17 protein-coding genes are annotated in these 22,554 nt (G+C 47.2%); 13 read left to right on the forward strand and 4 right to left on the reverse strand.

Annotated elements, in window-relative coordinates:
• Positions 1 to 19: 19 nt before the first annotated feature.
• Together CEF21_RS07920 and CEF21_RS07925 are read right to left on the reverse strand one after the other, a co-directional pair.
• On the reverse strand, positions 20 to 1,234 hold the full coding sequence (locus CEF21_RS07920) for an amidohydrolase (protein WP_123914829.1): 1,215 nt from the start codon (positions 1,232 to 1,234) through the stop codon (positions 20 to 22).
• 946 nt (positions 1,235 to 2,180) lie between these two features.
• Positions 2,181 to 2,681: an antibiotic biosynthesis monooxygenase family protein gene (locus CEF21_RS07925; RefSeq protein ID WP_123914832.1), complete on the reverse strand. Its 501-nt coding sequence runs from the start codon at positions 2,679 to 2,681 to the stop codon at positions 2,181 to 2,183.
• 469 nt (positions 2,682 to 3,150) lie between these two features.
• On the opposite strand from CEF21_RS07925, the gene CEF21_RS07930 reads away from it, so the two are divergent.
• The 7 genes from CEF21_RS07930 to CEF21_RS07960 all read left to right on the forward strand — a co-directional run bounded on the left by CEF21_RS07930 (position 3,151) and on the right by CEF21_RS07960 (position 13,201).
• The gene (locus tag CEF21_RS07930; RefSeq protein ID WP_123914835.1) at positions 3,151 to 5,289 is read left to right on the forward strand and encodes a transglycosylase domain-containing protein; all 2,139 of its coding nucleotides are present in this window, start codon (positions 3,151 to 3,153) and stop codon (positions 5,287 to 5,289) included.
• 126 nt (positions 5,290 to 5,415) lie between these two features.
• On the forward strand, positions 5,416 to 6,459 hold the full coding sequence (gene hemE, locus CEF21_RS07935; protein ID WP_123914839.1) for a uroporphyrinogen decarboxylase: 1,044 nt from the start codon (positions 5,416 to 5,418) through the stop codon (positions 6,457 to 6,459).
• Positions 6,460 to 6,574: 115 nt separating this feature from the next.
• Positions 6,575 to 7,504: a ferrochelatase gene (gene hemH / locus CEF21_RS07940; RefSeq protein WP_241156790.1), complete on the forward strand. Its 930-nt coding sequence runs from the start codon at positions 6,575 to 6,577 to the stop codon at positions 7,502 to 7,504.
• Positions 7,505 to 7,522: 18 nt separating this feature from the next.
• Complete coding sequence (gene hemY, locus CEF21_RS07945; protein WP_123914842.1) at positions 7,523 to 8,932, forward strand: protoporphyrinogen oxidase; 1,410 nt, start codon at positions 7,523 to 7,525, stop codon at positions 8,930 to 8,932.
• Positions 8,933 to 9,122: 190 nt separating this feature from the next.
• Entirely contained in the window at positions 9,123 to 9,722 is a 600-nt protein-coding gene (locus CEF21_RS07950; protein WP_123914846.1) for a TetR/AcrR family transcriptional regulator, read from the forward strand.
• A gap of 47 nt (positions 9,723 to 9,769) precedes the next feature.
• Positions 9,770 to 11,977, forward strand: a complete 2,208-nt coding sequence (locus CEF21_RS07955) for a YhgE/Pip domain-containing protein (protein WP_123914849.1) — start codon at positions 9,770 to 9,772, stop codon at positions 11,975 to 11,977.
• Between the two features lie 201 nt (positions 11,978 to 12,178).
• Positions 12,179 to 13,201: a LacI family DNA-binding transcriptional regulator gene (locus CEF21_RS07960; RefSeq protein ID WP_123914852.1), complete on the forward strand. Its 1,023-nt coding sequence runs from the start codon at positions 12,179 to 12,181 to the stop codon at positions 13,199 to 13,201.
• Between the two features lie 189 nt (positions 13,202 to 13,390).
• Here CEF21_RS07960 and yhfH read toward each other — a convergent pair whose 3' ends face one another.
• The gene (gene yhfH, locus CEF21_RS07965) at positions 13,391 to 13,525 is read right to left on the reverse strand and encodes a protein YhfH (protein ID WP_123914855.1); all 135 of its coding nucleotides are present in this window, start codon (positions 13,523 to 13,525) and stop codon (positions 13,391 to 13,393) included.
• Positions 13,526 to 13,747: 222 nt separating this feature from the next.
• Here yhfH and CEF21_RS07970 point away from each other — a divergent pair, with 222 nt between their 5' ends.
• Positions 13,748 to 14,521 carry an MBL fold metallo-hydrolase gene (locus CEF21_RS07970; RefSeq protein ID WP_123914858.1) on the forward strand — a complete coding sequence of 258 codons (774 nt, stop codon included), beginning with the start codon at positions 13,748 to 13,750 and terminating at the stop codon, positions 14,519 to 14,521.
• The gene (gene lplA, locus CEF21_RS07975; protein WP_123920073.1) at positions 14,508 to 15,497 is read left to right on the forward strand and encodes a lipoate--protein ligase; all 990 of its coding nucleotides are present in this window, start codon (positions 14,508 to 14,510) and stop codon (positions 15,495 to 15,497) included. The genes CEF21_RS07970 and lplA overlap by 14 nt, the downstream gene beginning before the upstream one ends.
• A 352-nt stretch (positions 15,498 to 15,849) precedes the next feature.
• On the opposite strand, the gene CEF21_RS07980 is transcribed toward lplA, so the two are convergent.
• The gene (locus CEF21_RS07980) at positions 15,850 to 16,893 is read right to left on the reverse strand and encodes a hypothetical protein (RefSeq protein ID WP_123914861.1); all 1,044 of its coding nucleotides are present in this window, start codon (positions 16,891 to 16,893) and stop codon (positions 15,850 to 15,852) included.
• A gap of 117 nt (positions 16,894 to 17,010) precedes the next feature.
• Between CEF21_RS07980 and CEF21_RS07985 the strand changes: the two genes are divergently transcribed.
• The 4 genes from CEF21_RS07985 to CEF21_RS08000 all read left to right on the forward strand — a co-directional run bounded on the left by CEF21_RS07985 (position 17,011) and on the right by CEF21_RS08000 (position 22,069).
• Complete coding sequence (locus CEF21_RS07985) at positions 17,011 to 18,732, forward strand: pyruvate oxidase (protein WP_481747642.1); 1,722 nt, start codon at positions 17,011 to 17,013, stop codon at positions 18,730 to 18,732.
• Positions 18,733 to 18,958: 226 nt separating this feature from the next.
• Complete coding sequence (locus tag CEF21_RS21470) at positions 18,959 to 19,603, forward strand: excalibur calcium-binding domain-containing protein (protein WP_206427805.1); 645 nt, start codon at positions 18,959 to 18,961, stop codon at positions 19,601 to 19,603.
• Between the two features lie 127 nt (positions 19,604 to 19,730).
• The gene (locus CEF21_RS07995) at positions 19,731 to 21,296 is read left to right on the forward strand and encodes a fatty acid--CoA ligase family protein (protein WP_123914867.1); all 1,566 of its coding nucleotides are present in this window, start codon (positions 19,731 to 19,733) and stop codon (positions 21,294 to 21,296) included.
• The gene (locus CEF21_RS08000; protein ID WP_123914870.1) at positions 21,293 to 22,069 is read left to right on the forward strand and encodes an enoyl-CoA hydratase-related protein; all 777 of its coding nucleotides are present in this window, start codon (positions 21,293 to 21,295) and stop codon (positions 22,067 to 22,069) included. The genes CEF21_RS07995 and CEF21_RS08000 overlap by 4 nt, the downstream gene beginning before the upstream one ends.
• The last annotated feature ends 485 nt before the right edge of the window (positions 22,070 to 22,554 follow it).

Raw genomic sequence — 22,554 nt, forward strand, 5'->3', positions numbered from 1 at the left:
GTGTGGCAGGCTCTTCATTTTATAGCCCGGCTGCGTTTTCAGCCGCTCCCATCCTTGCTTCTTCATGCTCATAGTGGACAAATAAAGAAGCGAACGTTTTGGCGGCGATCAGCATTGCTTTCTCGTCAAAATCAAATTTCGGATGATGGTGCGGATGGGCAGCATCAGGATCTGACGGCATGGCACCTGTGAAAAAGAAGCTTCCTTTCAGCTCCTGCAAATAATAGGCGAAATCCTCTCCGCCCATTTGGAGCGGACTCTCTTCTACATTCGTTACCCCGGGCACATCCTCGGCTAATTCTTTTACATAAAGGGTTTCTGCCAGGTGATTCACCACAGCAGGATAGCCGCGGTCATAAACATACGTATAATCCGCATCGTAAAGCAGGCAGGCAGCCTGAATGGCTTTTTCAATCTCCCGTTCCGCCTGATCTCTCACTTCTTCTTTAAAGGTTCGGGCCGTTCCAATGAGTTTTGCCGTATCGGCTATGATATTAAAGGCGTTTTCGGCCTTAAACGTTCCAACTGAAACAACCGCTGCTTCGACCGGGTCAACTTTCCGGCTGACGATCTGCTGCAAATTCGACATGACCTGAGCGCCGATCATGATGGCATCCTTCGTTAAATGAGGCTGTGCTCCGTGTCCGCCCTTCCCTTGAATGCCAATTTCAAATCGGTCGGCCGCAGCCATAATGGGGCCATTCCTGTACTGAATCGTTCCGAGAGGAGCAACGGACCAGAGATGGGTCCCGAAAATAGCGTCTGCGCCATCCAGGCAGCCGGCCCCCACCATGCTTTTCGCTCCGCCCGGCGCATATTCCTCGGCATGCTGATGGATCAAAAGAACATTGCCGCTTAAAGATTCACGGTACTTATGCATCACCTTGGCAAAAACAAGCAGCAGCGCAGTATGTCCGTCATGTCCGCACGCATGCATGACACCGGGAACCGTTGATTTATACGGAACATTTTTCTCATCCTGAATCGGAAGGGCGTCAAAATCAGCCCGGAACGCAACCGTTTTTCCCGGTTTTGCTCCTTTAATCAGTGCGGTAAGGCCATTCCCTCCAACCTTGTCCTTCACCTCTACTCCGAGATTCAAGTAGTATTCTTTAATAAACGCCGCGGTTTTCCACTCCTGAAACGAAACCTCCGGATGCTGGTGAAGATGTCTGCGGATTTCAACCATTTCATTGTAATGGTCATCCAGCTCACGATAAATGTCGGTAAGCATCATATTCCCCCTATGTAAGATGTTACGTCTAATGGTAGTGGTAAATTCGGAAAATTACAACGATTAAAGCCGCTAAATCATAACAGCGAAGTCTTTGTTATGATTTTCTGCTTTTTAAAAGAATACGAATGAAATTTAATATGCATGCCGCTTTTCTAGGTCCGTTAATGTTCGATATTTAGCTCATCATAGGTGTTGAAATGGTTGTTTAAGCATTTACTTGATGGTATTATCTTTATTTGAGGAAAAAAAGGTGGCCTTTAAGAGGCTTTGTTAAAGCCTGATGTTGAATTTTAACATGTAAATGGAGGAAAGATATGAAGTCAATAATTAAAAGCATCTCCTTAGGAATGCTTTTCAGTATCATCTTATTTATAATAGTTTTTTCATTATTTGATCATAACCTTGTAGTGGGAATATTTTTCATATCCCTTTTGTTAGGAGCAGTAATTGGCTTATTAACTGCTATTTATAATAAGGTATCCTCTTTAGTAGATAAAAGAAATTAGTGTAGAAAGTGTAAAAAAGGCTCTCTTATTATGAGGGCCATTTTATTTGCTCAGGAAGATTGCTATTCCTCTCTCTCAAATGTAAATGAAAGGCTTGTTTATTCAAATTCATTTTGATGATAAGATAACGATTCAATCGCTTCAAAGTTGACTAAGAAAACGAATGGAAGGTTCAAAGACCACTACATATAAACTATGAAGAACCGTAAGCTCAAACCCAATGCAATCACTCCCAAAATAAGCTGTAGTATAGCTTACGCTGGCAGCTCATTTGGGTGAGCCATTAATAAATTAGAAGACAGAGAGCAAATATGAACGAACTTTGTCATTTCCCAGGAAATTCGCTTGAAACAGGCAGTCATTTGCTGTCAAATTTCGCAGGGCATGGTATAGTAAATTTTGGATTAAAAAAGGACCCGAAAATCGGATCCTTTCCCTTATTTAAGTACTTGATAGGTTGTCACATAGGATGGGCGCGGGAAGATCGATTTCTGATCTACTCCGTCACTCGTTCCCCGTTTTTTATGGGCATGCTCGTAGGCTTTTGACTCCTGCCAGTTTTTGAAGGATGCTTCATCTTCCCACAAGGTAAAAATAACGTAAGTGTCATCCCGAAGCGGACGCAGCACCCGGATTGCAGCAAACCCAGGCTCATTTTCGATCATTCTGGCTCTTTCCTTAAAGCGCTGTTCAAACAGCGGTTTGCCTTCTTCTGTAACAGGAATATTGTTCAAAACAGCAAATCCGGCATTTTCCAGTGAGCCGACAGAATCAAGAACCTCGTATTTCTTCGGTTCCTTTAAAACCGTCTCTCCGTCTGTTTCATGAATCAGCATCGCATTATCATTCGTATGAAGAAGAAGCATGCTCTCATTTGAATTTGATTCTTTTACTCCTTCTAAATAATCCGCCGTTCCAAATGTCATGTACAAGTTCATCTGAATCACCTCATTATGATTATAAACTTTTAATAGGGATGGAAAACTAATACGCTCTTTATTTCATAATTCCTGCTTGAAAATGTGCAGCCCTGCAGAATGCAGGTTTATTCTGCGCTGCGCTAGGACGGCGCGAACTTAGCAGAACATCCACTTAAACTGCTTCCGCTTTTCGGTGTTGTCTAGCTTCAGCAGTTAGCCCTTCGGACGCTTCGCTTCTTCGGGCCTGCAGGAGGCAGGTCAGTTCTGCGTTGCGGCAGGACGCCGCGAACTTAGCAGAATATCCTTACTAGAAGCGCCTCTCGGTCAGAAGCTCCACTTTCAGAGGCCTGCAGGAGGCAGGTCAGTTCTGCGCTGCGCCAGGACGGCGCGAACTTAGCAGAACATCCACTAAAACTGCTTCCGCTTTTCTAAGAATATTTATACCTTAAAATAACAATCCTAAAACATAATGAATCGGGGTGGGTCCATGGGACGTTTTATATGGAAAGCAAGTTTTGTAATAGGAATCATTGCGGCTGTGTCGATTGCAGGTTACATTTTCATACTGGCTGCCGGGAGTACGATGATTGATGAGAAAAAGCTTGTCATGCCTTCTGCTTCGAGACTGGTGGATTCGAACGGACATGAAATTACCAGACTCTATGAGCAGAACCGGGAAATCGTGAAGATTGATAAAGTGCCCGATCATGTGCAGCAGGCCTTTGTAGCGGTGGAAGACCGCCGGTTTTATGAGCATAGCGGGATTGATGTGAAATCGATCGGACGGGCTGTGTATAAGGATCTCGCTGCCGGCGGAAAGGTAGAGGGCGGGAGCACGATTACCCAGCAGCTAGCGAAGAATATCTTTTTGTCGGGAGAAAAATCGTGGCTGAGAAAAACGAAGGAAGCCATGCTCGCGATTAACCTCGAAAACAGGTACAGCAAACAAGAGCTGCTCGAGATGTATATGAATCAGCTGTATTTCGGCCACGGAGCATATGGGGTGGAAGCAGCATCCAAATATTTTTTTCAGAAAGATGTGTCTGAGCTGACCGTTTCCGAAGGGGCGCTGCTCGCCTCCCTACCGAAGGCGCCTTCCTCCTACTCGCCGATTCTTCATCCAGAAAAAGCAAAAGAACGGAGAGATACTGTTCTCTCGCTGATGGAGGAACAGGGGTACTTAAAGGCTGAGGAGGCTGTGAGGCTTCAGGGGAAAACACTCGGGCTGAATATCAGCAAGAAGCTTGATCATCCATGGCTTTACAGCTACATTGACCTTGTCATGGATGAAGCGGAAAACACGTATGACATTTCCAATCAGGAGCTGATGCGGGGAGGGTATACCATCACGGTTCCCCTCAATCAGGAAATCCAGAAAAAAGCGTACAATACATTCCAGTCAGAACGTTATTTCCCCGGGACGGACAAACATGCCCAAGCCTCTTTTGTCTTATTGGACAACCGTACCGGCGGAGTAATGGCAGTGATTGGCGGGAGAGATTACCGTCCTAAAGGGTTTAACCGGGTTACAGCCAAAAGGCAGCCGGGATCTACCTTTAAGCCGCTTGCCGTATTCGGACCTGCGATGGAAGAGAAGCTCTATGAGCCTTATTCTCTCCTTTCAGACTCCTATCAAAAGTACGATGGCTACGCCCCTGAAAATAATGATGACCGTTATCTCGGGCAGGTCACGATGTATGATGCGCTGATCAAATCGAAGAATGCACCTGCTGTCTGGGCTTTAAATGAGCTTGGGGTCGGGAAAAGCAAAACATATCTGGATAAGCAGGGGGTCGCTGTTTCGGATAAGGGACTTGCCATTGCGCTTGGGGGGCTCAGCGATGGGGTGACCCCGCTGCAGCTGGCTGGCGCTTACCGCGTCTTTCCGGAATCAGGTGTGTATACGAAGCCTTACTTTATTCAGAAGATAGAGGACCGGCATCACAAAACGGTTGGCGAAAAAGACCGGAAAGAAATCAAAGTTTACTCTGCCCAAACCGCCTGGAACATGACGAGAATGCTGCAGCATGTCGTATCGGAGGGGACGGCAAAAAGCGGCAGCTATTCTGGGGAACTCGCCGGGAAAACCGGAACGACCTCCTATCCAGGTAAAAAAGGAGCCGTCATGGATGCCTGGTTTGCAGGGTATACACCTGAAGTAACCGGTGCTTTATGGATGGGCTATGACCAGACATCCCCAGACCGGCATCTTACAGCAGGCAGCTCGTATCCAACGAGGCTTTTCAAAAAGATTTTAAGTGAATCCGAATCCCTTCCCAAGACCGCCTTTGCCGTTCCGAAAGGGGCTGAAGATTTGGAGGATCCGATCAGACTGAAAAAACTGAACGATGTCGAGGCGAACTATGCCTTTGAACCGCTTGGTCTTATTACAGTATCACTGAACTGGAAAAAGCAGGAGGACCCGCGCGTCGTTTACCGGATTTATGAAAAAGACAGCGGACATGAAAAGCTGATCGGAAAGGTCAAAAACAACCATTCCTATGCGATTCCTTTCAGCAATGTGTTTTCGTCCGCCGCTTACAAGGTCGTTCCCTATAATGAGCAGACGAAACAGGAAGGGCAGGGAACCGGATATGTACAGCCCAAGATTTTCTCGGGCAGGTAAAAAAAGGAGCGGATGCGCTCCTTTTTTCGTCGATTTTTTGACAATTCCAGTCATCTGATATACTAATGGGATGAGAGCGTTATAATGAGTACAAATACATACGAGATTGAGTAAGGTGGGAGAATCATGGAGTCAAAACCATTTAATGATGCTTTTTTGAAAGCATGCAGAGGGGAAAAAACGGATCATGTGCCGCTTTGGTTCATGAGACAGGCTGGCCGGTCGCAGCCGGAGTACAGAGCCATTAAGGAAAAATACGGTTTGTTCGAAATAACCCATCAGCCGGAGCTGTCAGCTTATGTAACGAGACTGCCGGTCGAGCAATATAACACAGATGCGGCCATTCTATATAAGGATATTATGACTCCGCTCCCAGCCATAGGCGTAGACGTTGAGATCAAATCAGGCATTGGTCCTGTCATCAGCAATCCGATCCGCAGCCTTGCAGATGTGGAAAAGCTTGGAGAGATCAATCCCGATCAGGACATCCCATACATCCTTGAGACCATACGGATCCTGACTGAGGAACAGCTGAATGTTCCTTTGATCGGTTTTGCCGGAGCGCCTTTTACCCTTGCAAGCTACATGATTGAAGGCGGCCCTTCCAAAAACTATAACAAAACAAAAGCGTTCATGTATTCAGAGCCGAAAGCATGGTTTGCCCTGATGGATAAACTCGCTGACACGATGATTACATATGCAGCATCTCAGGTGAAGGCCGGAGCAAAAGCGATTCAGATTTTTGATTCGTGGGTCGGTGCTTTAAATGTTCAGGACTACCGTACATTTATCAAACCGGTTATGAACCGCATTTTTACAAGCCTTACTCCGCTGAACGTTCCGCTCATCATGTTCGGAGTCGGAGCGAGCCACCTTGCGAAGGAGTGGCATGATCTTCCTCTGGATGTTGTCGGGCTTGACTGGAGACTCCCAATCAGCGAAGCACGGTCACTTGGATTGACGAAGACGCTTCAAGGGAACCTGGATCCTGCCATCCTGCTTGCGCCTTGGGATGTTATCGAGGACAGATTGAAAGAGATTCTTGATCAGGGAATGAAAAGCGACAGCTACGTATTCAACCTTGGACATGGAGTTTTCCCTGAAGTACAGCCTGATACACTCAAAAGAGTTGCAGCATTTGTTCATGAATACTCCGCGGCGCATAAATGATTGAAAAACATTCCAAGAGCATTCTGCTTGGAATGTTTGCGTCTGAAGTGGCAGAATGGAAGGCATACGGAAAAGGATTGTGTTTCTTTTCACAAAATAAACGAGGTGCATGAAGATGAAGAAGAAAATGGGTCTTCTTGTAATGGCATATGGAACTCCCTATAAAGAAGAGGATATTGAACGCTATTACACGCATATTCGCCGCGGCCGGCCGCCTGCTCCAGAAATGCTGCAGGATTTAAAGGACCGGTACGAAGCGATCGGAGGCATTTCCCCTCTTGCGAAAATCACGCAGGCACAGGCGGAAAAGCTTGAACACCATCTTAACCGCATTCAGGATGAGGTTGAGTTTAAGATGTATCTTGGGCTGAAGCATATCGAGCCATTTGTCGAGGACGCCGTCAGGCAAATGCATGACGATGGAATCACAGAAGCGGTCAGCATCGTTCTTGCGCCGCACTATTCTACGTTCAGCATCAAATCCTATAACGGCCGTGCGAAAGAAGAAGCGGACAAGCTTGGCAATTTGACTATTACATCTGTAGACAGCTGGTACCAGGAACCGAAGTTTATCCGCTATTGGTCGAAGAGAGTGCAGGAGACGTTCGGCGCCATGCCGGAAGAAGACCGTGAAAAAGCGGTTCTTATCGTTTCCGCCCACAGTCTTCCGGAGAAAATTATTGCAGCTGGAGATCCTTACCCGGATCAGCTGAAAGAAACGGCCGAACTAATTACGGAAGCTGCAGGGGTCAAGCATTATGCAATCGGGTGGCAGAGCGCAGGGAATACACCAGATCCGTGGATCGGACCCGACGTTCAGGATCTGACGCGTGAACTTTATGAGGAAAAAGGGTTCCGCCATTTTGTCTACACACCTGTGGGATTTGTAGCGGACCACTTAGAGGTGCTTTTTGACAATGATTACGAGTGCAAAGTTGTAACGGATGAGCTTGGTGCAGGCTACTACCGTCCTGAAATGCCGAATGATCAGGAAGAATTTATAGACTGCCTGGCCACAGTCGTACTGAAGCATCTTCAAATGTAATGTAAAGAAGGCGAAAGCATGGAAAAGAAAAAAAGAATCGTGATTCTCGGAGGCGGTCTGACGGGGCTGTCCGCTGCGTATTACTTGCAGAAAGACCTTGAGGAACGCAATCAGGAAGCGGACATCACCCTGATTGAAGCGAGTCCGCGGCTCGGCGGGAAGATTCAAACCGTCCGCAAAAATGGCTGCATCATCGAAAGAGGACCGGATTCTTTTCTGGAGAGGAAAAAAAGCGCCCCCCAACTCGTACGGGATCTGGGCATGGAAGATCAGCTTGTCAATAATTCAACCGGCCGTTCCTATGTACTGCTAAAGGATGGGCTGCATCCGATTCCAAGCGGTGCCGTGATGGGCATTCCTACACAGCTTCTCCCGTTTGTCACATCCGGCCTGTTTTCACTGCCGGGCAAGCTCCGCGCTGCAGGGGACTTTGTCCTTCCGAGAGGCGGGGAGAAAAGGGATCAGTCATTAGGGAAGTTTTTTAGAAGACGGCTCGGCGACGAGGTTGTTGAAAATCTGATTGAACCGCTTCTTTCCGGCATTTACGCGGGGGACATCGACAAACTGAGCCTGATGTCCACTTTTCCGCAGTTTTATAAAACGGAGCAGGAGCATCGAAGTCTGATTTTAGGAATGAAAAAATCCGTTCCTTCATCAAATCAGAAACATGATCCATCTAAGAAAAAGGGGATCTTTCAAACTCTTGCGGGAGGACTCGAATCCCTGATTGAAGGGCTAGAAAAAAACCTCACAGGTGTCCGCGTTCTGAAAGGCACAAAAGTGGTCTCCCTTCAGAAAACGGCAGGAGAGACCTATACGATTGAATTGAACGGCGGGACGGTTATGGAAGCTGATGCGGTGATCATGACGATTCCCCATACCGCAGCAGGCGCTCTTTTGAAAGACAGCGAATTCGATTACTTCAGAAGCATGCCTTCTACATCGGTTGCGAATGTAGCGATGATTTTTCCGAAAGAGAAGGTAAGGATGTCTAAAGAAGGAACCGGATTTGTCATCTCCCGCAATGGCGGATTTTCCATCACAGCCTGTACGTGGACAAACAAAAAATGGCCCCACACCGCACCTGAAGACAAAGTCATTCTTCGTGCGTACGTTGGGAAAGCCGGCGAAGAAACGATTGTCGACCAGTCAGATGAACAGCTGGTCAGCATCGCGATTGAAGACTTGAAAAAGGCGATGGATATTTCGGGCATGCCGGAAGACTATGTCGTAAGCCGCTGGAAACAGGCGATGCCGCAGTATAATGTGGGCCATAAAGAAAACGTAGAAAAAATTGTTCATCATGTAAAAGAATCTTACCCCGGTCTGTTTCTTGCCGGTGCCTCCTTTGAAGGAGTCGGACTTCCTGATTGTATTGATCAGGGAAAAGCGGCTGTCACACAGGTGAAAGAATACCTGCAGCTATAACAGTACACTGAATGCTCAGAGCAATAAGCTTTGGGCATTTTTGCTGTGTTTAAAGCGGGCCATCCATTTGATTTCAATAGTCTGAACTAACTGAATATAACTTTATCTTGCAATCTCAATAGCGGTCGATTATAGTAAAATTACTGACTGACTAAAATGTTCAAGTGGTCATTGCAGAGGTGAAGGAGAAGTGAGTGTTGACCGGAAGCAGCTGATTATGGATGCTGCGACAAAATCATTTACACAATTCGGCTATAAGGCGACGACAATGGATCTTGTAGCTAAGCAGGCAAATGTGGGGAAAGGGACCATTTATACGTTTTTTAGAAAAAAGGAAGAGCTGTTTGATGAGATTATCAAGCTGCTATTGGCGGAAATGAGACATTCGGCGGAAGAATCATTTAGACCGGATACCAATTTTTTAAATAATGTACATAGAGCCCTTTACCAACTACTGGAGTTTCGGAAAGACCATCAGCTTACGATTAAAATTTTTCAGGAAAGCAGCGAACTTGGCACTCCGGAAGTCCAGGAGGTAGTCAGCCGTCTCGAAGGTATGGTGATCAGCTATATCAAGGAAAAAATCCAGGCGGCGGTTGAAAAAGGAGAGCTGAGTCCATGTGACCCGGAACTTACAGCGTTTCTTATGCTGAAGCTTTATGTTTCCCTGATTTTTGACTGGGAGAAACAGCACGCTCCTCTCCCAAAAGAAAAAATAGCGGAATTGTTCGAGCTCTATTTCCTGAAAGGACTATCCGTCAGGGAGAGCGGTTTTTTTGCGGTAAAATGACTAAATGAACAAAGTAGTCAGGTGTACAATACAGGAGGTTTTTGAACATGTCACTGCTCATAAAAGAGTGGAAGGCTCTAGTTACGAACAAAAAAGTACTCATCCCCGTTATTGCTGTTTTATTTATTCCTGTTTTGTATGCAGGAATGTTTCTATGGGCCTTCTGGGATCCTTATGAAAATCTGGAACAGCTGCCGGTTGCGGTTGTAAACCAGGATAGGGGTGCTGAATTTGAAGGGGAAAACCTTCATGTGGGGAAAGAACTCGTGGATAATTTGAGGGATAATCCTCAATTTAAATGGGTTTTTGTTGACCAGGCAACAGCAGACAAAGGATTAAAGGATCAAAAATATTACATGAAAATTGAGATCCCGGAAAATTTCTCTGCAAATGCGACAACCCTGCTGGATGATCAGCCGAAAGAACTGGAAATGAAGTATGTACCGAATGAAGGCTTCAACTTCCTTTCCGCACAAATCGGAAACACAGCGGTTGAAAAAATTAAAGAAGAAGTAGCGGCTGAAGTAACCAAAACGTATGCAGAAGGAATCTTTGACAATATCGGAAAAGTGGCAGACGGGTTGGGCGAAGCAAGTGAAGGCGCTTCTGAAATCAATTCCGGAACCGGGAAATTGAAAGACGGATCCGTTAAATTGAAAGACAACTTGACGAAGCTTGCGGAAAGCTCCATTAAATTTAAAGAAGGCGTTCAAACGGCTTCGAAAGGAACACAGGATCTGCAAAGCGGTATTAGCAGTCTGGATACCGGCCTTGGAAAGCTTCAGCAGGGCTACACTGGGCTGGAGGGCGGAATTAACGACCTTGCTGCAGGAAATTCACAGCTCGCTGCAGGCTCTGAAAAGCTGAACAGCGGTACGCAGGAGCTGAATCAGAAAATTCCTCAGCTTACCGATGGCGCAAAGCAGGTTAGTGAAGGAACAGCACTCTTCGATCAAAAGTTTGCCCAATTTGATGCCGGACAGCAGGAAGCAAAACGCGGTGCTGAACAGCTCGCAGGCGGCATCGACCAGCTGCAGGCGAAAATGAAGGAATTAGAGCCTGTGCTTGCCGCTCTTCCTCCTGAAAAACGCGCAGAACTGATGGCGGCTTTTGAGCAGCTGAACCAGGGAAGCGACAAGCTTTCAGCAGGAGTTGGTGAGCTTGCTGCCAATTCTACCCTGATTGCAGGACAGACGGATAAGCTTGCCCAGGGTGCCGCCGCTGTTTATAAAGGACAGCAGGGCGTTCAAGCCGGAGTAGGAGAACTTTCTAAAGGGCAGGAAGCATTAAACGCCGGCATCCAAAAGGCAGCTGCAGGTTCCGCTCAGCTGAGCCAGGGAGCAGAAAAATTCGGAACAGGATTAAATGACGCAAAAACCGGTTCCGCGGCTCTTGCCAGCGGAAGCTCCAAATTAACCTCCGGAGTAGGGGTGCTCGCTTCGAAATCAGGTGAACTGCAAGAAGGTGCAGGCAAGCTTGCCGATGGAGCATCTGAACTTGATAAAGGGGTAGGCACTCTTTCCGGAGGGACGTCCGAATTAAGCAGCGCGCTTGCCGATGCTGCGGACAAAACGAAGGAATCAAAGGGTTCTGAACCGCTTTACGACATGATGGCCAAACCGGTCGGCGTCCAAAATGAGAAAATTAACGAAGTGCCGAACTACGGAACAGGGTTTACCCCTTACTTCCTCTCACTCGGACTTTTCGTTGGGGCTCTATTGATTTCCATCGTCTTCCCTCTAAAGCAATCTGCAGGGGAGCCGAAATCTGCTTTATCATGGTTCTTCAGTAAATTTGGCATTTTGCTCGCTGTCGGGATTATCCAGTCCCTAGTAGCGGATGCTGTATTGCTTTTGGGCCTTGGTATAGAAGTGCAAAGTGTAGGATTATTCATGCTGTTCAGTATCCTGACCAGCTTGACGTTCCTTGCGCTGATTCAATTCTTTGTAACATCTCTCGGGGATCCGGGCCGATTCGTCGCCATTATCATTTTGATTTTGCAGCTGACAACTTCTGCCGGAACCTTCCCTCTGGAACTGATTCCAGAGCCGCTGCAAATCTTTAACTACTGGCTGCCGATGACCTACTCGGTTGCAGGGTTTAAGGCTGTTATTTCAAGCGGAGATTTCAGTTATCTTTGGAGTCAGTCAGCCATCCTGCTTGGCATGATGCTTCTCATGATGGTCTGCACGATTGTCTATATGTACTTTAACGTACGGAAGAATCGAAAGCTCACAGCAGCAGAAGAAGTTTAATAGATGGAGAGCAAAAACCCGGTCATAAGCACCGGGTTTTTGTGTTTTTTAAGAGTTTCACGGGTATGTTCATAGCTTTCTTAATTGCCAGACGGCAGCTGCCGCTTTCGCGATTACAGAATCTTATATTGAAATTATGAAAACATTTTCATATAATGGGAAATGTAAGCGCTTGCTTATGAGGGGGAGAGGTGGAGTGAAATGGCAACAATAGAGGATGTAGCAAGAAGTGCCGGGCTGTCCCGAACCACGGTATCAAGGGTGATTAATGACCATCCGTATGTATCTCTTGCTAAAAAAAAGAAAGTGATGGAAGCGATGGAGGAACTGGGCTATGTTCCAAATTCGGCAGCGAGGAGCCTCAGAAATCAGCGAACTGGAGTTATTGCTGTCCTAATCCCCCGGGTGATGAATCCTTTCTTCAGCCAGCTCATTGAAACGCTTGAGCTAGCGGCATCCGAAAGCTTCTACCAGCTTATTATCTGTCAAACACAATATTCCGCACAAAAGGAATTAACGTACTTAAATTTGCTGAAGACAAAACAAGTGGACGGGGTGATCCTTACTTCAACTGAAAATGACTGGAGTGTTATAGAAGGATACTTGGATTACGGACCAATCGTTTTGTGCAATGAATTTGATCAGCGGGCTAATGTTCCGATGATTTTTATGGATCAGAAAGAAGCCGGCTATAAAGCGGCCAGACATCTCATTGAGCAGGGACACAGAAAAATTGCGTACGCCTGCGGACGGTATCGCAGCAACGTGGCGAGCGCCCGCGAAGAAGGGGTCAGAAAAGCATTAGCGGAAGCCGGTCTGCTATTTGATGAAGAGAATGCGTTTCGTGAAGCGATCACAAGCGAGGACGGCAAGGATATCTTCCATATGATCCGGACAAAGCATGATCCCCCGACCGCGATTTTTACGGGATCCGACGAAGTCGCAGCAGGAATTATTTCGGAAGCATCCCGCTTTAATTGGAAGATACCGGGTGATCTTGCAGTAGCCGGTTTTGATAATCAGGTCATCACGGAACTTATGAATCCGAGGATTACGACCGTTGAGCAGCCAGTGTGCGAAATGGCGTTGAAAACGATGGAAATCATGATGGCAAGAATCAGGCTGCGGCAATTTTCAGGCAGGGAAATGCACAAATTTTATATGAAGCTCATTATCAGGGAGTCCACTAAATTACAGGCCGAACTGGCAACCATTCCATATTAGAATGGAGATCGCCGGTCTGGCTTTTTTTTAGCGGATTGTACCGCCCTGCTTCATTAAGAAAACAAAAAAAGAGCCAATCCGGCTCTTTTTTTATGGCTATGTTAAAGCATGTTGTTGATACTAAACACCTGTTGATTGGAGCGAACGACTGCTAGTTGCAATCAACAGCCAAGTTTAACCGCGCTTTTTTTATAAATCCTGAACGTTCATGCAGCTGCTGCATGTGTTGCCGTAGCATTCATGCTGCTCTTCTATTTCTTTCCCGCATTCTGAACACTGCTTACCCGGTAAGTTTCTGAAAAATTCAGTTAATTTAATTAACATGTAATCCCCTCCATGTCGTTTTGTTATGTATATTGTATTATAACAGTACCGATTTGGTCAACATCTGTTTTGTAACAATATGCAAAAATCGTAAAAAAGGGCACATTGCCTCCATCCGGTAAAAAAGTCTTTTGCCGTTTAATGCGTTCAGCTTGCGGTTTTGCCGCTGTTTTGGGTATATTGAACGGTAGAGAAATGATGAAAGAGGCAGGTGGAATAAGGATGAAAGTAACCGTAATCGGACAGTGGGGAGGATACCCCGGACCGGGTGAGGCTTCGTCGGGCTATTTGCTTGAGAAAAATGGATACAGTCTGCTGCTGGACTGCGGGAGTGCTGTTTTATCACAGCTCCAGCTGTATACCGAATTGAAAGCACTGGATGCAGTGCTCATCTCTCATTACCACCATGACCACGTCGCGGATATCGGTCCGCTGCAATATGGACGGCTCGTGTCCGGTTTTTTGGATAAGGATGTGCCGGTTTTGCCGATTTATGGACATAATGGAGATCAGGATGGATTTGACAGGCTCACGTATAAACATGTAACCGAAGGAAGGGTGTACGACCCGGATCAGCCTCTTCAGATCGGGCCTTTTCAAGTTCGGTTCCTTCAAACCGATCACCCTGCTGAATGCTACGCGTTCCGCATTACCGATGGAGAATCAGTCATCGTCTATACAGCGGATTCAAGCTTCAAGGAGGAATTTATCCCATTTTCCGAAGGAGCGGACCTGCTCATTTCAGAATGTAATTTTTACGCGGAACAAGACGGGAAAAGTGCCGGCCATATGAACTGCCATGATGCTGCCGTGATTGCGAGGGATGCGGATGTAAAGCAATGCCTTCTTTCCCATCTGCCGCACTTTGGAAACCATCAGGATCTACTAAACGAAGCAAAGACCATCTACAATGGATCCATCCAGCTTGCGTCAAAAGGATGGACCTGGTCCAAGGATGAAGGAGGAAATCATAATGGCTCAAATGCTGTTTATTGACAATAAAAAGATAACGGATCCGAGGATGAACCTCGCGATTGAGGAATACTGCCTTAAAAATCTGGATCCTGAACAATCCTATTTGCTGTTTTACATAAATGAACCTTCCATTATTATCGGAAAAAATCAGAATACCATTGAAGAAATCAATACGAAATACGTGGAGGAACAGGGACTTCATGTCGTGAGAAGACTGTCCGGCGGAGGAGCTGTTTATCATGACCTTGGAAATCTGAATTTCAGCTTTATCACAAAAGATGACGGGGACAGCTTCCACAATTTTAAAAAGTTCACAGAGCCTGTGATTGAAGCTCTTAAAAGGCTTGGGGTGAATGCGGAACTCAGCGGCCGGAATGACATCCTGGCTGAAGGACGTAAAATTTCAGGGAATGCCCAGTTTTCCACAAGAGGAAGGATGTTCAGCCACGGAACGCTCCTGTTTGATTCGGAAATGGAGAACGTCGTATCGGCACTCGTCGTGAAAAAGGACAAAATAGAGTCCAAAGGAATTAAATCCATCCGCAGCCGGGTCGCCAATATCAGTGAATTCTTAGAAAAGAAAATCTCAATCGAAGAATTCAGATCACTGCTGCTGAGCTATATTTTTGATACGGACGGGGAAGTGCCTCAGTACGTGCTGTCAGAAGACGACTGGACAGCAATCCGTAAACTTTCAGAAGAAAGGTATCAAAATTGGGACTGGAATTACGGGAAGTCGCCGAAGTTCAATCTTCAGCACTCCCACCGCTTCCCGGTCGGCCAGATTGATGTGCGGATGGAAGTGAGTAAAGGAGTCATTCACGAATGCAAAATCTACGGTGACTTCTTCGGAGTCGGGGATGTATCCGAAATCGAAGAGCTGCTCTCAGGCGCACGCTATGAAAAAGCTGAGCTTGAGAAGCTGCTGAGACCGGTCAATGTTCAGCATTACTTCGGAAATATCACAAAAGATCAGTTCCTGGACTTGCTTTATTAATAGAAGGCCGGCGGCGAAAGATTTCCTTTGCTGCCGGCTTTTTTTGTGGAACCTTTTTAGCGGTGCCTGACCCGCGTTCCTTCACCGCAGCGGGGGACAGAGACAGAGACGGCTGGGCCCTTGTGTACCAAGAGATTGAAGAAGGCGGTGCCATAGCTTTCGTACGGTAAAATCTTTGGGGACTGGCACGGTGCCAGTCCCCTTCCTCTTCACCGCAGCGGGGGACAGAGACAGAGACGGCTGGGCCCTTGTGTACCAAGAGATTTAAGAAGGCAGTGCCATAGCTTTCGTACGGTAAAATCTTTGGGGACTGGCACCACCGCCCAGCATCACCCGCCGCCCACCATCCCCATCACACCTCCCTGATATCCGGATTCCTTTCCATAATGATTTCCGCTTTCGTCCAAAGAGCAGGCAAGAACCGGATGACATCTGCACTTCGGTTTGTAAGATCTGCATAGGAGACGATGCCGAGGTCGGCAGCTGCCGCTTGAAAGGCGGGGGTGTACTGCTGCTGGACAGCCAGTGGCGCATCTGCTGCAAGAATTTTATGGCACCTCGCAAAGGTAGCAAGAATCCAGAACATCGCCTCGCGGTGATTTCCGGCATCAATCAGGTCCGCGCTCCCGCCGATTGCAATCGGTCTCGCGGCTTCCGTGATATCCGTGCTGAAGAAAAAGGGAGTTTTGGCCACGGAGGCTGCCGCATCAAATACGTGAGCGAGTTCGTTTAAATGGTTTTGCACTTGCCGGCCCGTTAAACTCCAACAGCCGAGTAACTGAAGCAGTTCGGGATAGAAGGATTTGAGCTTGTATTCATCCAATACGTCCCGTACCTTTAAATACCGAAGCCTGATCGTCGGATTGCGCAGTGCCGCGGTTAACAGGACATGGGTCGTCACACCGGCTGCAAAAAGCCAGGAAGTCAGCTGGTCATAAAAAGGTGCTTCCGGGCTAATCGTCTGCAGTCCATTCCTGATTCTCGCTTCGGCATCTTGGCATCTGCGTGTGACCCATGTTCTTTCATCGAACCGTTTTTCAACCTCCTGCTGGATCCTGTGAAGCTCTCCGGTTGGATCCACTATGATTGTGTTCGTCCTGAATGGATGGGCTAAGTGATAGGATGACAGGACATCCTCAGTGGAATGGAATGCATGAAAGGGTATATATGAGACCTCGATCAGCACACTGCTATATAAAAATTTTCCAAGCTTTAAAGGCTCGTTCTCCTCAGCGGTTACAATCATCACGTCCACGTCTGAACCAATTGGAAGATCATCGGAGTCCAAAAGTGACGCAGCGGATCCGCTGAAAAAAGCCCCTTTGAACCATGGTTCCATGCCGGCATGTTTTTGAACCCATTCAGCTGCCTTCTTTTTAGCATAAGCTGCTTTCATTGCCATCACATCCTTCCTATACATCTTCCGCGCATGAAAGGCGATTTCCTTTCATAGATTCAAAATCCCTGCAGCGGGTAAGTAAGAAAGGATGCTTGCTTGATAGAGAAAGGAAGGATGAATATGGCGAGAACCGGGGAAATCATGGCAGACATTCTGGAAAGATGGGGTGTGGACCACCTGTATGGAATGCCGGGTGATTCCATAAATGAGTTTGTGGAAGAATTGAGAAAAGCGAGAAATGAACTTCGGTTTTATCAGGTGAGACATGAGGAAGTGGGAGCCCTTGCTGCGGCTGCCTATGCGAAGCTGACAGGGAAAATCGGGGTATGTCTTTCCATAGCGGGACCTGGTGCTGTCCATTTGCTTAACGGTCTTTATGATGCGAAAGCGGATGGAGCACCTGTATTGGTTTTAGCCGGGCAAGTACATAGCAAACAGGTAGGGACAGATGCTTTCCAGGAAATCAATCTGGAGCGGATGTTTGACGATGTGGCCGTATATAACAAACGGGCAGAGTCCCATGAACAGCTGCCGGATATGCTGAATCAGGCGATTCGGACAGCATATGCAGAAAAAGGGCCTGCGGTACTGATTGTTCCTGACGATTTATTTGCAGAAAAAGCAGAATGGGACCAGCCGCTTACTTCTGATATTTTGGCCGATGCAGCAGGCTTTCCGGACCAAAAGGATATGAAGCTTGCGCTTGAGATGCTGGAAAGGGCCAAAAGACCGGTGATTCTGGCTGGAAAAGGAGCGTTGGGGGCCAAACAGGAATTGACTCTTTTCGCTGCGAAAATCGGAGCACCTGTTGCCATTACTCTGCCGGGAAAAGGAGCGATTCCGGATCTGCATCCTCACTGCCTCGGGCATCTGGGCCAGCTTGGAACCAAACCGGCTTATCAGGCGATGCAGGAGACGGATTTATTGATCATGATTGGAACCTCATATCCGTACCGTGAATTTTTGCCGGAAAAAGCGGATGCGATTCAGATTGACGTGGAAACGAAATTTATCGGCAAACGATATCCGGTAGCATGCGGACTGAACGGGGATGCGAAAAAAGTATTGGAAGTGCTGACTGCATCCGCTCCTTTTAAGGAGGATCGCTCCTTTCTTGAGGAATACCAAAAACGGATAAAGAGCTGGCGGGAGGAAATGGAAAAGGATAAAGCGCAGGAAACAGAGCAGCTCATGCCTCCTCAGGTAATGGCGGAGGTGCAGCAAGTTCTGGATCCGGACGCGATTTTATCTGTAGATGTCGGAAATGTGACGGTCTGGGCGGCGCGCTATCTGGATTTGGACCAGCAGAGTATGGTCATTTCAAGCTGGCTTGCCACAATGGGCTGCGGCCTTTCGGGGGCCATCGCTGCTAAAATTGCGGAACCGGAAAAGCAGGTCTGGGCATTTTGCGGAGATGGCGGATTCTCCATGGTGATGCACGATTTTGTCACAGCGGTCCGCTATAAGCTTCCAATTGTTGTGGTCATCTTTAACAATCAGAAGCTCGGGATGATCCATTATGAGCAGCAGGAAATGGGCCATCTCGAATATGGGACAGAACTTGGAACGATTGATTTTGCAAAGTTTGCAGAGGCTTGCGGGGGAATTGGAGTGCGCATCCATAGCCGGGATAAAATGAGGCTTGCACTTAAACAGGCTCTCAAAGTGGAAAAACCGGTAATCCTGGACGTTCAAGTGGAAGAAGAACCGCCGCTTCCGGGGAACATTTCGTATGGACAGGCCGTTCATTATACGGAGTACATGGTAAAAAAATTCTTCTCTGAAAAAAGCGTGACCATCCCGCCGATTAAGAAGAGTATGAAACGGCTTTTTTAAATACAGGCTTATAAACGCCTTCTGTACAAATAAAATAGGCTCCTAATGTTGATTCTTAACACCTGTTGATTGAAGTGGAAAGCGAGCGCCTGTAACGGAAATCAACAGCGAAGTTTAACAGCTTTAAAATAAAAAAAAAGACTCCCGGGTCTTTCTTTTTTTATTTATTGAAAATTCTGTATTTTTACATGTTAAAATGAATTTATCAAGAAATAGGAGGCGGAAAATGATGGGTCTTACTTGGGTTGGTTTATTCCTGGCTGCAGCGCTCATTTTTATGGTGATTCAGCTGAATGCATCTGTAAAGCAAAAACTTGCCCTTACAGCGGCGGCGTTTCTTTCTGTTCTTTTTCTTATGCTCGGGCAGTCGGGGACAAGCAAGCCTGCCTCGGTAACGGAAGGGTCAGCAGATCAGGAGAAGGCTTCTGCAGAAGAGGTAAAAGGTCTGAATAAAAAGCTTGAGGCTTTGGTGGACAAGAATGCGGAAATGGCTGAAGCGGCGGAAGAGATGAGGGATGAGCTTGCGGGTGCTGAAGCGAAAAAGGCAGAAGAAATAAAGCTTGCCGTTAAAGCGGCCGAAGAAGAAATGACGAAGGCCCATCAGGAAGAGATGAAGCAGGTTCTCGATCATGCCTTCAAGCAGTCCGCGGAAAAAGCGGCACCCGTCCAATCCATGGACGGAATAACCGGTGATCCGGAAACGGCTTCGGATAAGCCTTCAGAGTATGATCCTTTTGGTCCCGATTTGGACTGCGGGGATTTTGCCTCACAGGAGGATGCCCAGGCTGTCTATGAGGCTGCAGGAGGACCGGGAGCGGACCCCCATGATTTAGACCGTGACAAGGATGGAATGGCGTGCGATGTGAATTAGATAAACGCCAATTTTAGGAAGAAAGGCACTTTTGTCCTTGTTCAAATCATTTTCTTTTAATATAATATATTTAGAATTTTTTTAAAATATAATGAATGACTATTCATTCATTGCTAGGGGTGGGAGAATGAATGTAAGTACACGGTTATCCGAAACAGCTGCTCAATATGGGGAAAAAGCAGCTTATTATTTTGAAGGACAGGCTGTATCTTACGCACAGCTTGATGGGATGGTCAGCCGGTTTGCGGCAAGCCTGCAGTCGATGGGCATCCAAAAAGGGGATCATGTTGCACTGCTCCTGGGAAATTCACCGTATTTCGTTATCGGCATGTACGGGGCGCTTAGAGCGGGGGCTACCGTCATACCGGTGAATCCTATTTATACACCAGCGGAAATCGGGTATATTCTGAGCAATGGAGATGTAAAAGGGGTCATTGCGCTGGATCTGCTCGTCCCGATGTTTGAACAGATGAATGGACAGCTTCCGAAGCTTGAGCACATCATTGTCTGCGAGACACCGCCTTCGGAAAAGAAACGGGACTTTAATCCCGAAGAAGCTGTTATTTTCCCAAAAATGAAATCGTTTACAAATTTATTATCTCCGAATGATATCGAGTTTAAGCGCCCTGATCTGGAAGAAGAGGATATCGCGGTCATTTTGTATACATCGGGAACAACCGGGAAGCCAAAAGGTGCGATGCTTACCCATAAGAATATTTACAGCAACGCTTCAGATGTGGCAGCATACCTGAAGATGAATGACAGCGATAAGATTGTTGCCACCTTGCCGATGTTCCATGTCTTCTGCCTGACCGTCTCTTTGAATGCACCGTTAATGAGCGGGGCTTCGCTGATCATTGTTCCGAAGTTCAGTCCGAAAGACGTTTTCCGTTTAATCAAGGAACACAAAGCAACCGTCTTTGCGGGAGTACCGACGATGTATAATTTTATGCTTCAATATGAAAACGGTCTGCAGGAGGATGTTCAATCTCTCAGACTATGCATTTCCGGAGGCGCCTCGATGCCGGTTGCCCTGCTGAAGGGATTTGAGCAAAAATTCAAGGTTGTCATTTCGGAAGGATACGGTTTATCGGAGGCCTCACCCGTCACCTGCTTCAATCCTCTTGACCGGCCCCGCAAACCGGGATCAATCGGGATGAATATCCTGAACGTGGAGAACAAAGTTGTGAATGAATTGGGGGAGGAAGTTCCGCCGAATCAAGTAGGGGAACTGATTGCCAAAGGGCCGAACATCATGAAGGGCTATTACAATATGCCGGAGGAAACGGCGTCTGCTATCCGCAATGGCTGGCTGTATACCGGGGATCTTGCCAGAATGGACGAAGAAGGCTATTTCTATATCGTCGACCGGAAAAAAGATATGATTATCGTGGGCGGATACAATGTGTATCCCCGCGAGGTCGAAGAAGTGTATTACAACCATCCTGATATCACAGAGGCAGCCGTTCTTGGCATTCCGGATCCGGAGCAGGGAGAAGCCGTTCTGTGTTATGTCGTGACCCAAAATCCTGCTTTAACAGCGGAAGCCTTAATTGAGTATGGGAAGGGCCAGCTGGCAAAATATAAAGTTCCGTCGTCTATCGAATTTTTAGAGGAGCTTCCTAAAAATACAACCGGCAAAATCCTTCGCCGCGCACTCAAGGAACAAGTGGCTGAAAGATCCCGCATATGAGTCTGATTCATTACGCAAAGGAGAATGGTACGGCCCTGGCTGTAATCAACCGCCCGGAGATGCTGAACTGCTTCAGTTATCAGACCCTGCTCGACCTAGAACAGGCTGTCGAGGAAATCCGGATTGACCGGGAGATCCGAACGGTCATCATTACCGGAGCCGGCGAGAAAGCGTTCAGTGCCGGCGCGGATCTGAAGGAAAGAAAAACACTGACAGATGAACAGGTCAGACGGAATTTGCTTAAAATGGGCGAAGTCCTGACAAAAATTGAACAGCTGCCTCAGCCTGTGATTGCTGCCATCAATGGCTTTGCATTCGGAGGGGGGCTGGAGCTTGCATTAGCCTGTGATTTCCGGATCATGGCGGACCATACCCAAATCGGCCTGACCGAAACGGGGCTCGGCATTATCCCGGGAGCGGGCGGAACCCAGCGGCTGCCGAGATTAATCGGCCCCTCCAAAGCGCTGGAGCTCATTGTAAAAGCAAAAAAAATCAACGCAGAAGAAGCGTTAGTCTATGGCTTAATTAACGAAGCTGTTCCATCCGGCCAGCTAATGGATACATGTAAGGAATGGGCTGCAGCCATTTCGCAGAACGCACCGATTGCCGTCACTCAGGCGAAATTCGCCGTGAAAAATGGAATGAATACGGATCTGCAGACCGGACTGCAAATCGAGCGAAAGGCTTATGAAGTAACCATTCCAACGGAGGACCGGCTGGAGGCCCTTCAGGCATTCAGCGAAAAACGCAAACCGGAGTTTAAAGGGAAATAAGGAACACAGGGCTGGCTTGAAAAGAGGGAGGATGCCTCTTTTCAAGCCGGCTTTTTTGTTGGGAACGCGGCGTTGCGCGGCGGTGCCAGTCCCGTCATGCTTCACCGCATCGGGGGACAGAGGCAACATGTGTGAAACCCCTGCGGCTCATAGGTTTTAAAGAGGAGGTGCCGGAGCTTTATTCCGGTAAAAACTTTGGGGACTGGCACGGTGCCAGTCCCGTCATGCTTCACCGCATAAGGGGACAGAGGTAACATGTGTTAACCATCTGCGGCTCATAGGTTTTAAAGAGGGGGTGCCGGAGCTTTAGTTCTGTAAAATTTTTGGGGACTGACCCCAGCCGAAAGTCCCTCCCCGAATCAAGTTCAAAAGCACGTAAAAATTGATTTTTTTCCTGTGGAATTAGGTTTTCTAGTCTAATAGATTGTAAAATGGGATAATTAGACAAATGCAATCCCGATTATGCTACCATTATTACAGGAGCG

Source organism: Bacillus sp. FJAT-42376 (assembly GCF_003816055.1).
GTDB lineage: Bacteria > Bacillota > Bacilli > Bacillales > Bacillaceae > Metabacillus_B.

Coding starts and splice junctions, on each gene's coding strand:
- CEF21_RS07920 (WP_123914829.1), bottom strand. CDS start 1,234: ATGCTTACCGACATTTATCGTGAGCTGGATGACCATTACAATGAAATG.
- CEF21_RS07925 (WP_123914832.1), bottom strand. CDS start 2,681: ATGAACTTGTACATGACATTTGGAACGGCGGATTATTTAGAAGGAGTA.
- CEF21_RS07930 (WP_123914835.1), top strand. CDS start 3,151: ATGGGACGTTTTATATGGAAAGCAAGTTTTGTAATAGGAATCATTGCG.
- hemE (WP_123914839.1), top strand. CDS start 5,416: ATGGAGTCAAAACCATTTAATGATGCTTTTTTGAAAGCATGCAGAGGG.
- hemH (WP_241156790.1), top strand. CDS start 6,575: ATGAAGAAGAAAATGGGTCTTCTTGTAATGGCATATGGAACTCCCTAT.
- hemY (WP_123914842.1), top strand. CDS start 7,523: ATGGAAAAGAAAAAAAGAATCGTGATTCTCGGAGGCGGTCTGACGGGG.
- CEF21_RS07955 (WP_123914849.1), top strand. CDS start 9,770: ATGTCACTGCTCATAAAAGAGTGGAAGGCTCTAGTTACGAACAAAAAA.
- CEF21_RS07960 (WP_123914852.1), top strand. CDS start 12,179: ATGGCAACAATAGAGGATGTAGCAAGAAGTGCCGGGCTGTCCCGAACC.
- yhfH (WP_123914855.1), bottom strand. CDS start 13,525: ATGTTAATTAAATTAACTGAATTTTTCAGAAACTTACCGGGTAAGCAG.
- CEF21_RS07970 (WP_123914858.1), top strand. CDS start 13,748: ATGAAAGTAACCGTAATCGGACAGTGGGGAGGATACCCCGGACCGGGT.
- lplA (WP_123920073.1), top strand. CDS start 14,508: ATGCTGTTTATTGACAATAAAAAGATAACGGATCCGAGGATGAACCTC.
- CEF21_RS07980 (WP_123914861.1), bottom strand. CDS start 16,893: ATGAAAGCAGCTTATGCTAAAAAGAAGGCAGCTGAATGGGTTCAAAAA.
- CEF21_RS07985 (WP_481747642.1), top strand. CDS start 17,011: ATGAATATGGCGAGAACCGGGGAAATCATGGCAGACATTCTGGAAAGA.
- CEF21_RS21470 (WP_206427805.1), top strand. CDS start 18,959: ATGATGGGTCTTACTTGGGTTGGTTTATTCCTGGCTGCAGCGCTCATT.
- CEF21_RS07995 (WP_123914867.1), top strand. CDS start 19,731: ATGAATGTAAGTACACGGTTATCCGAAACAGCTGCTCAATATGGGGAA.
- CEF21_RS08000 (WP_123914870.1), top strand. CDS start 21,293: ATGAGTCTGATTCATTACGCAAAGGAGAATGGTACGGCCCTGGCTGTA.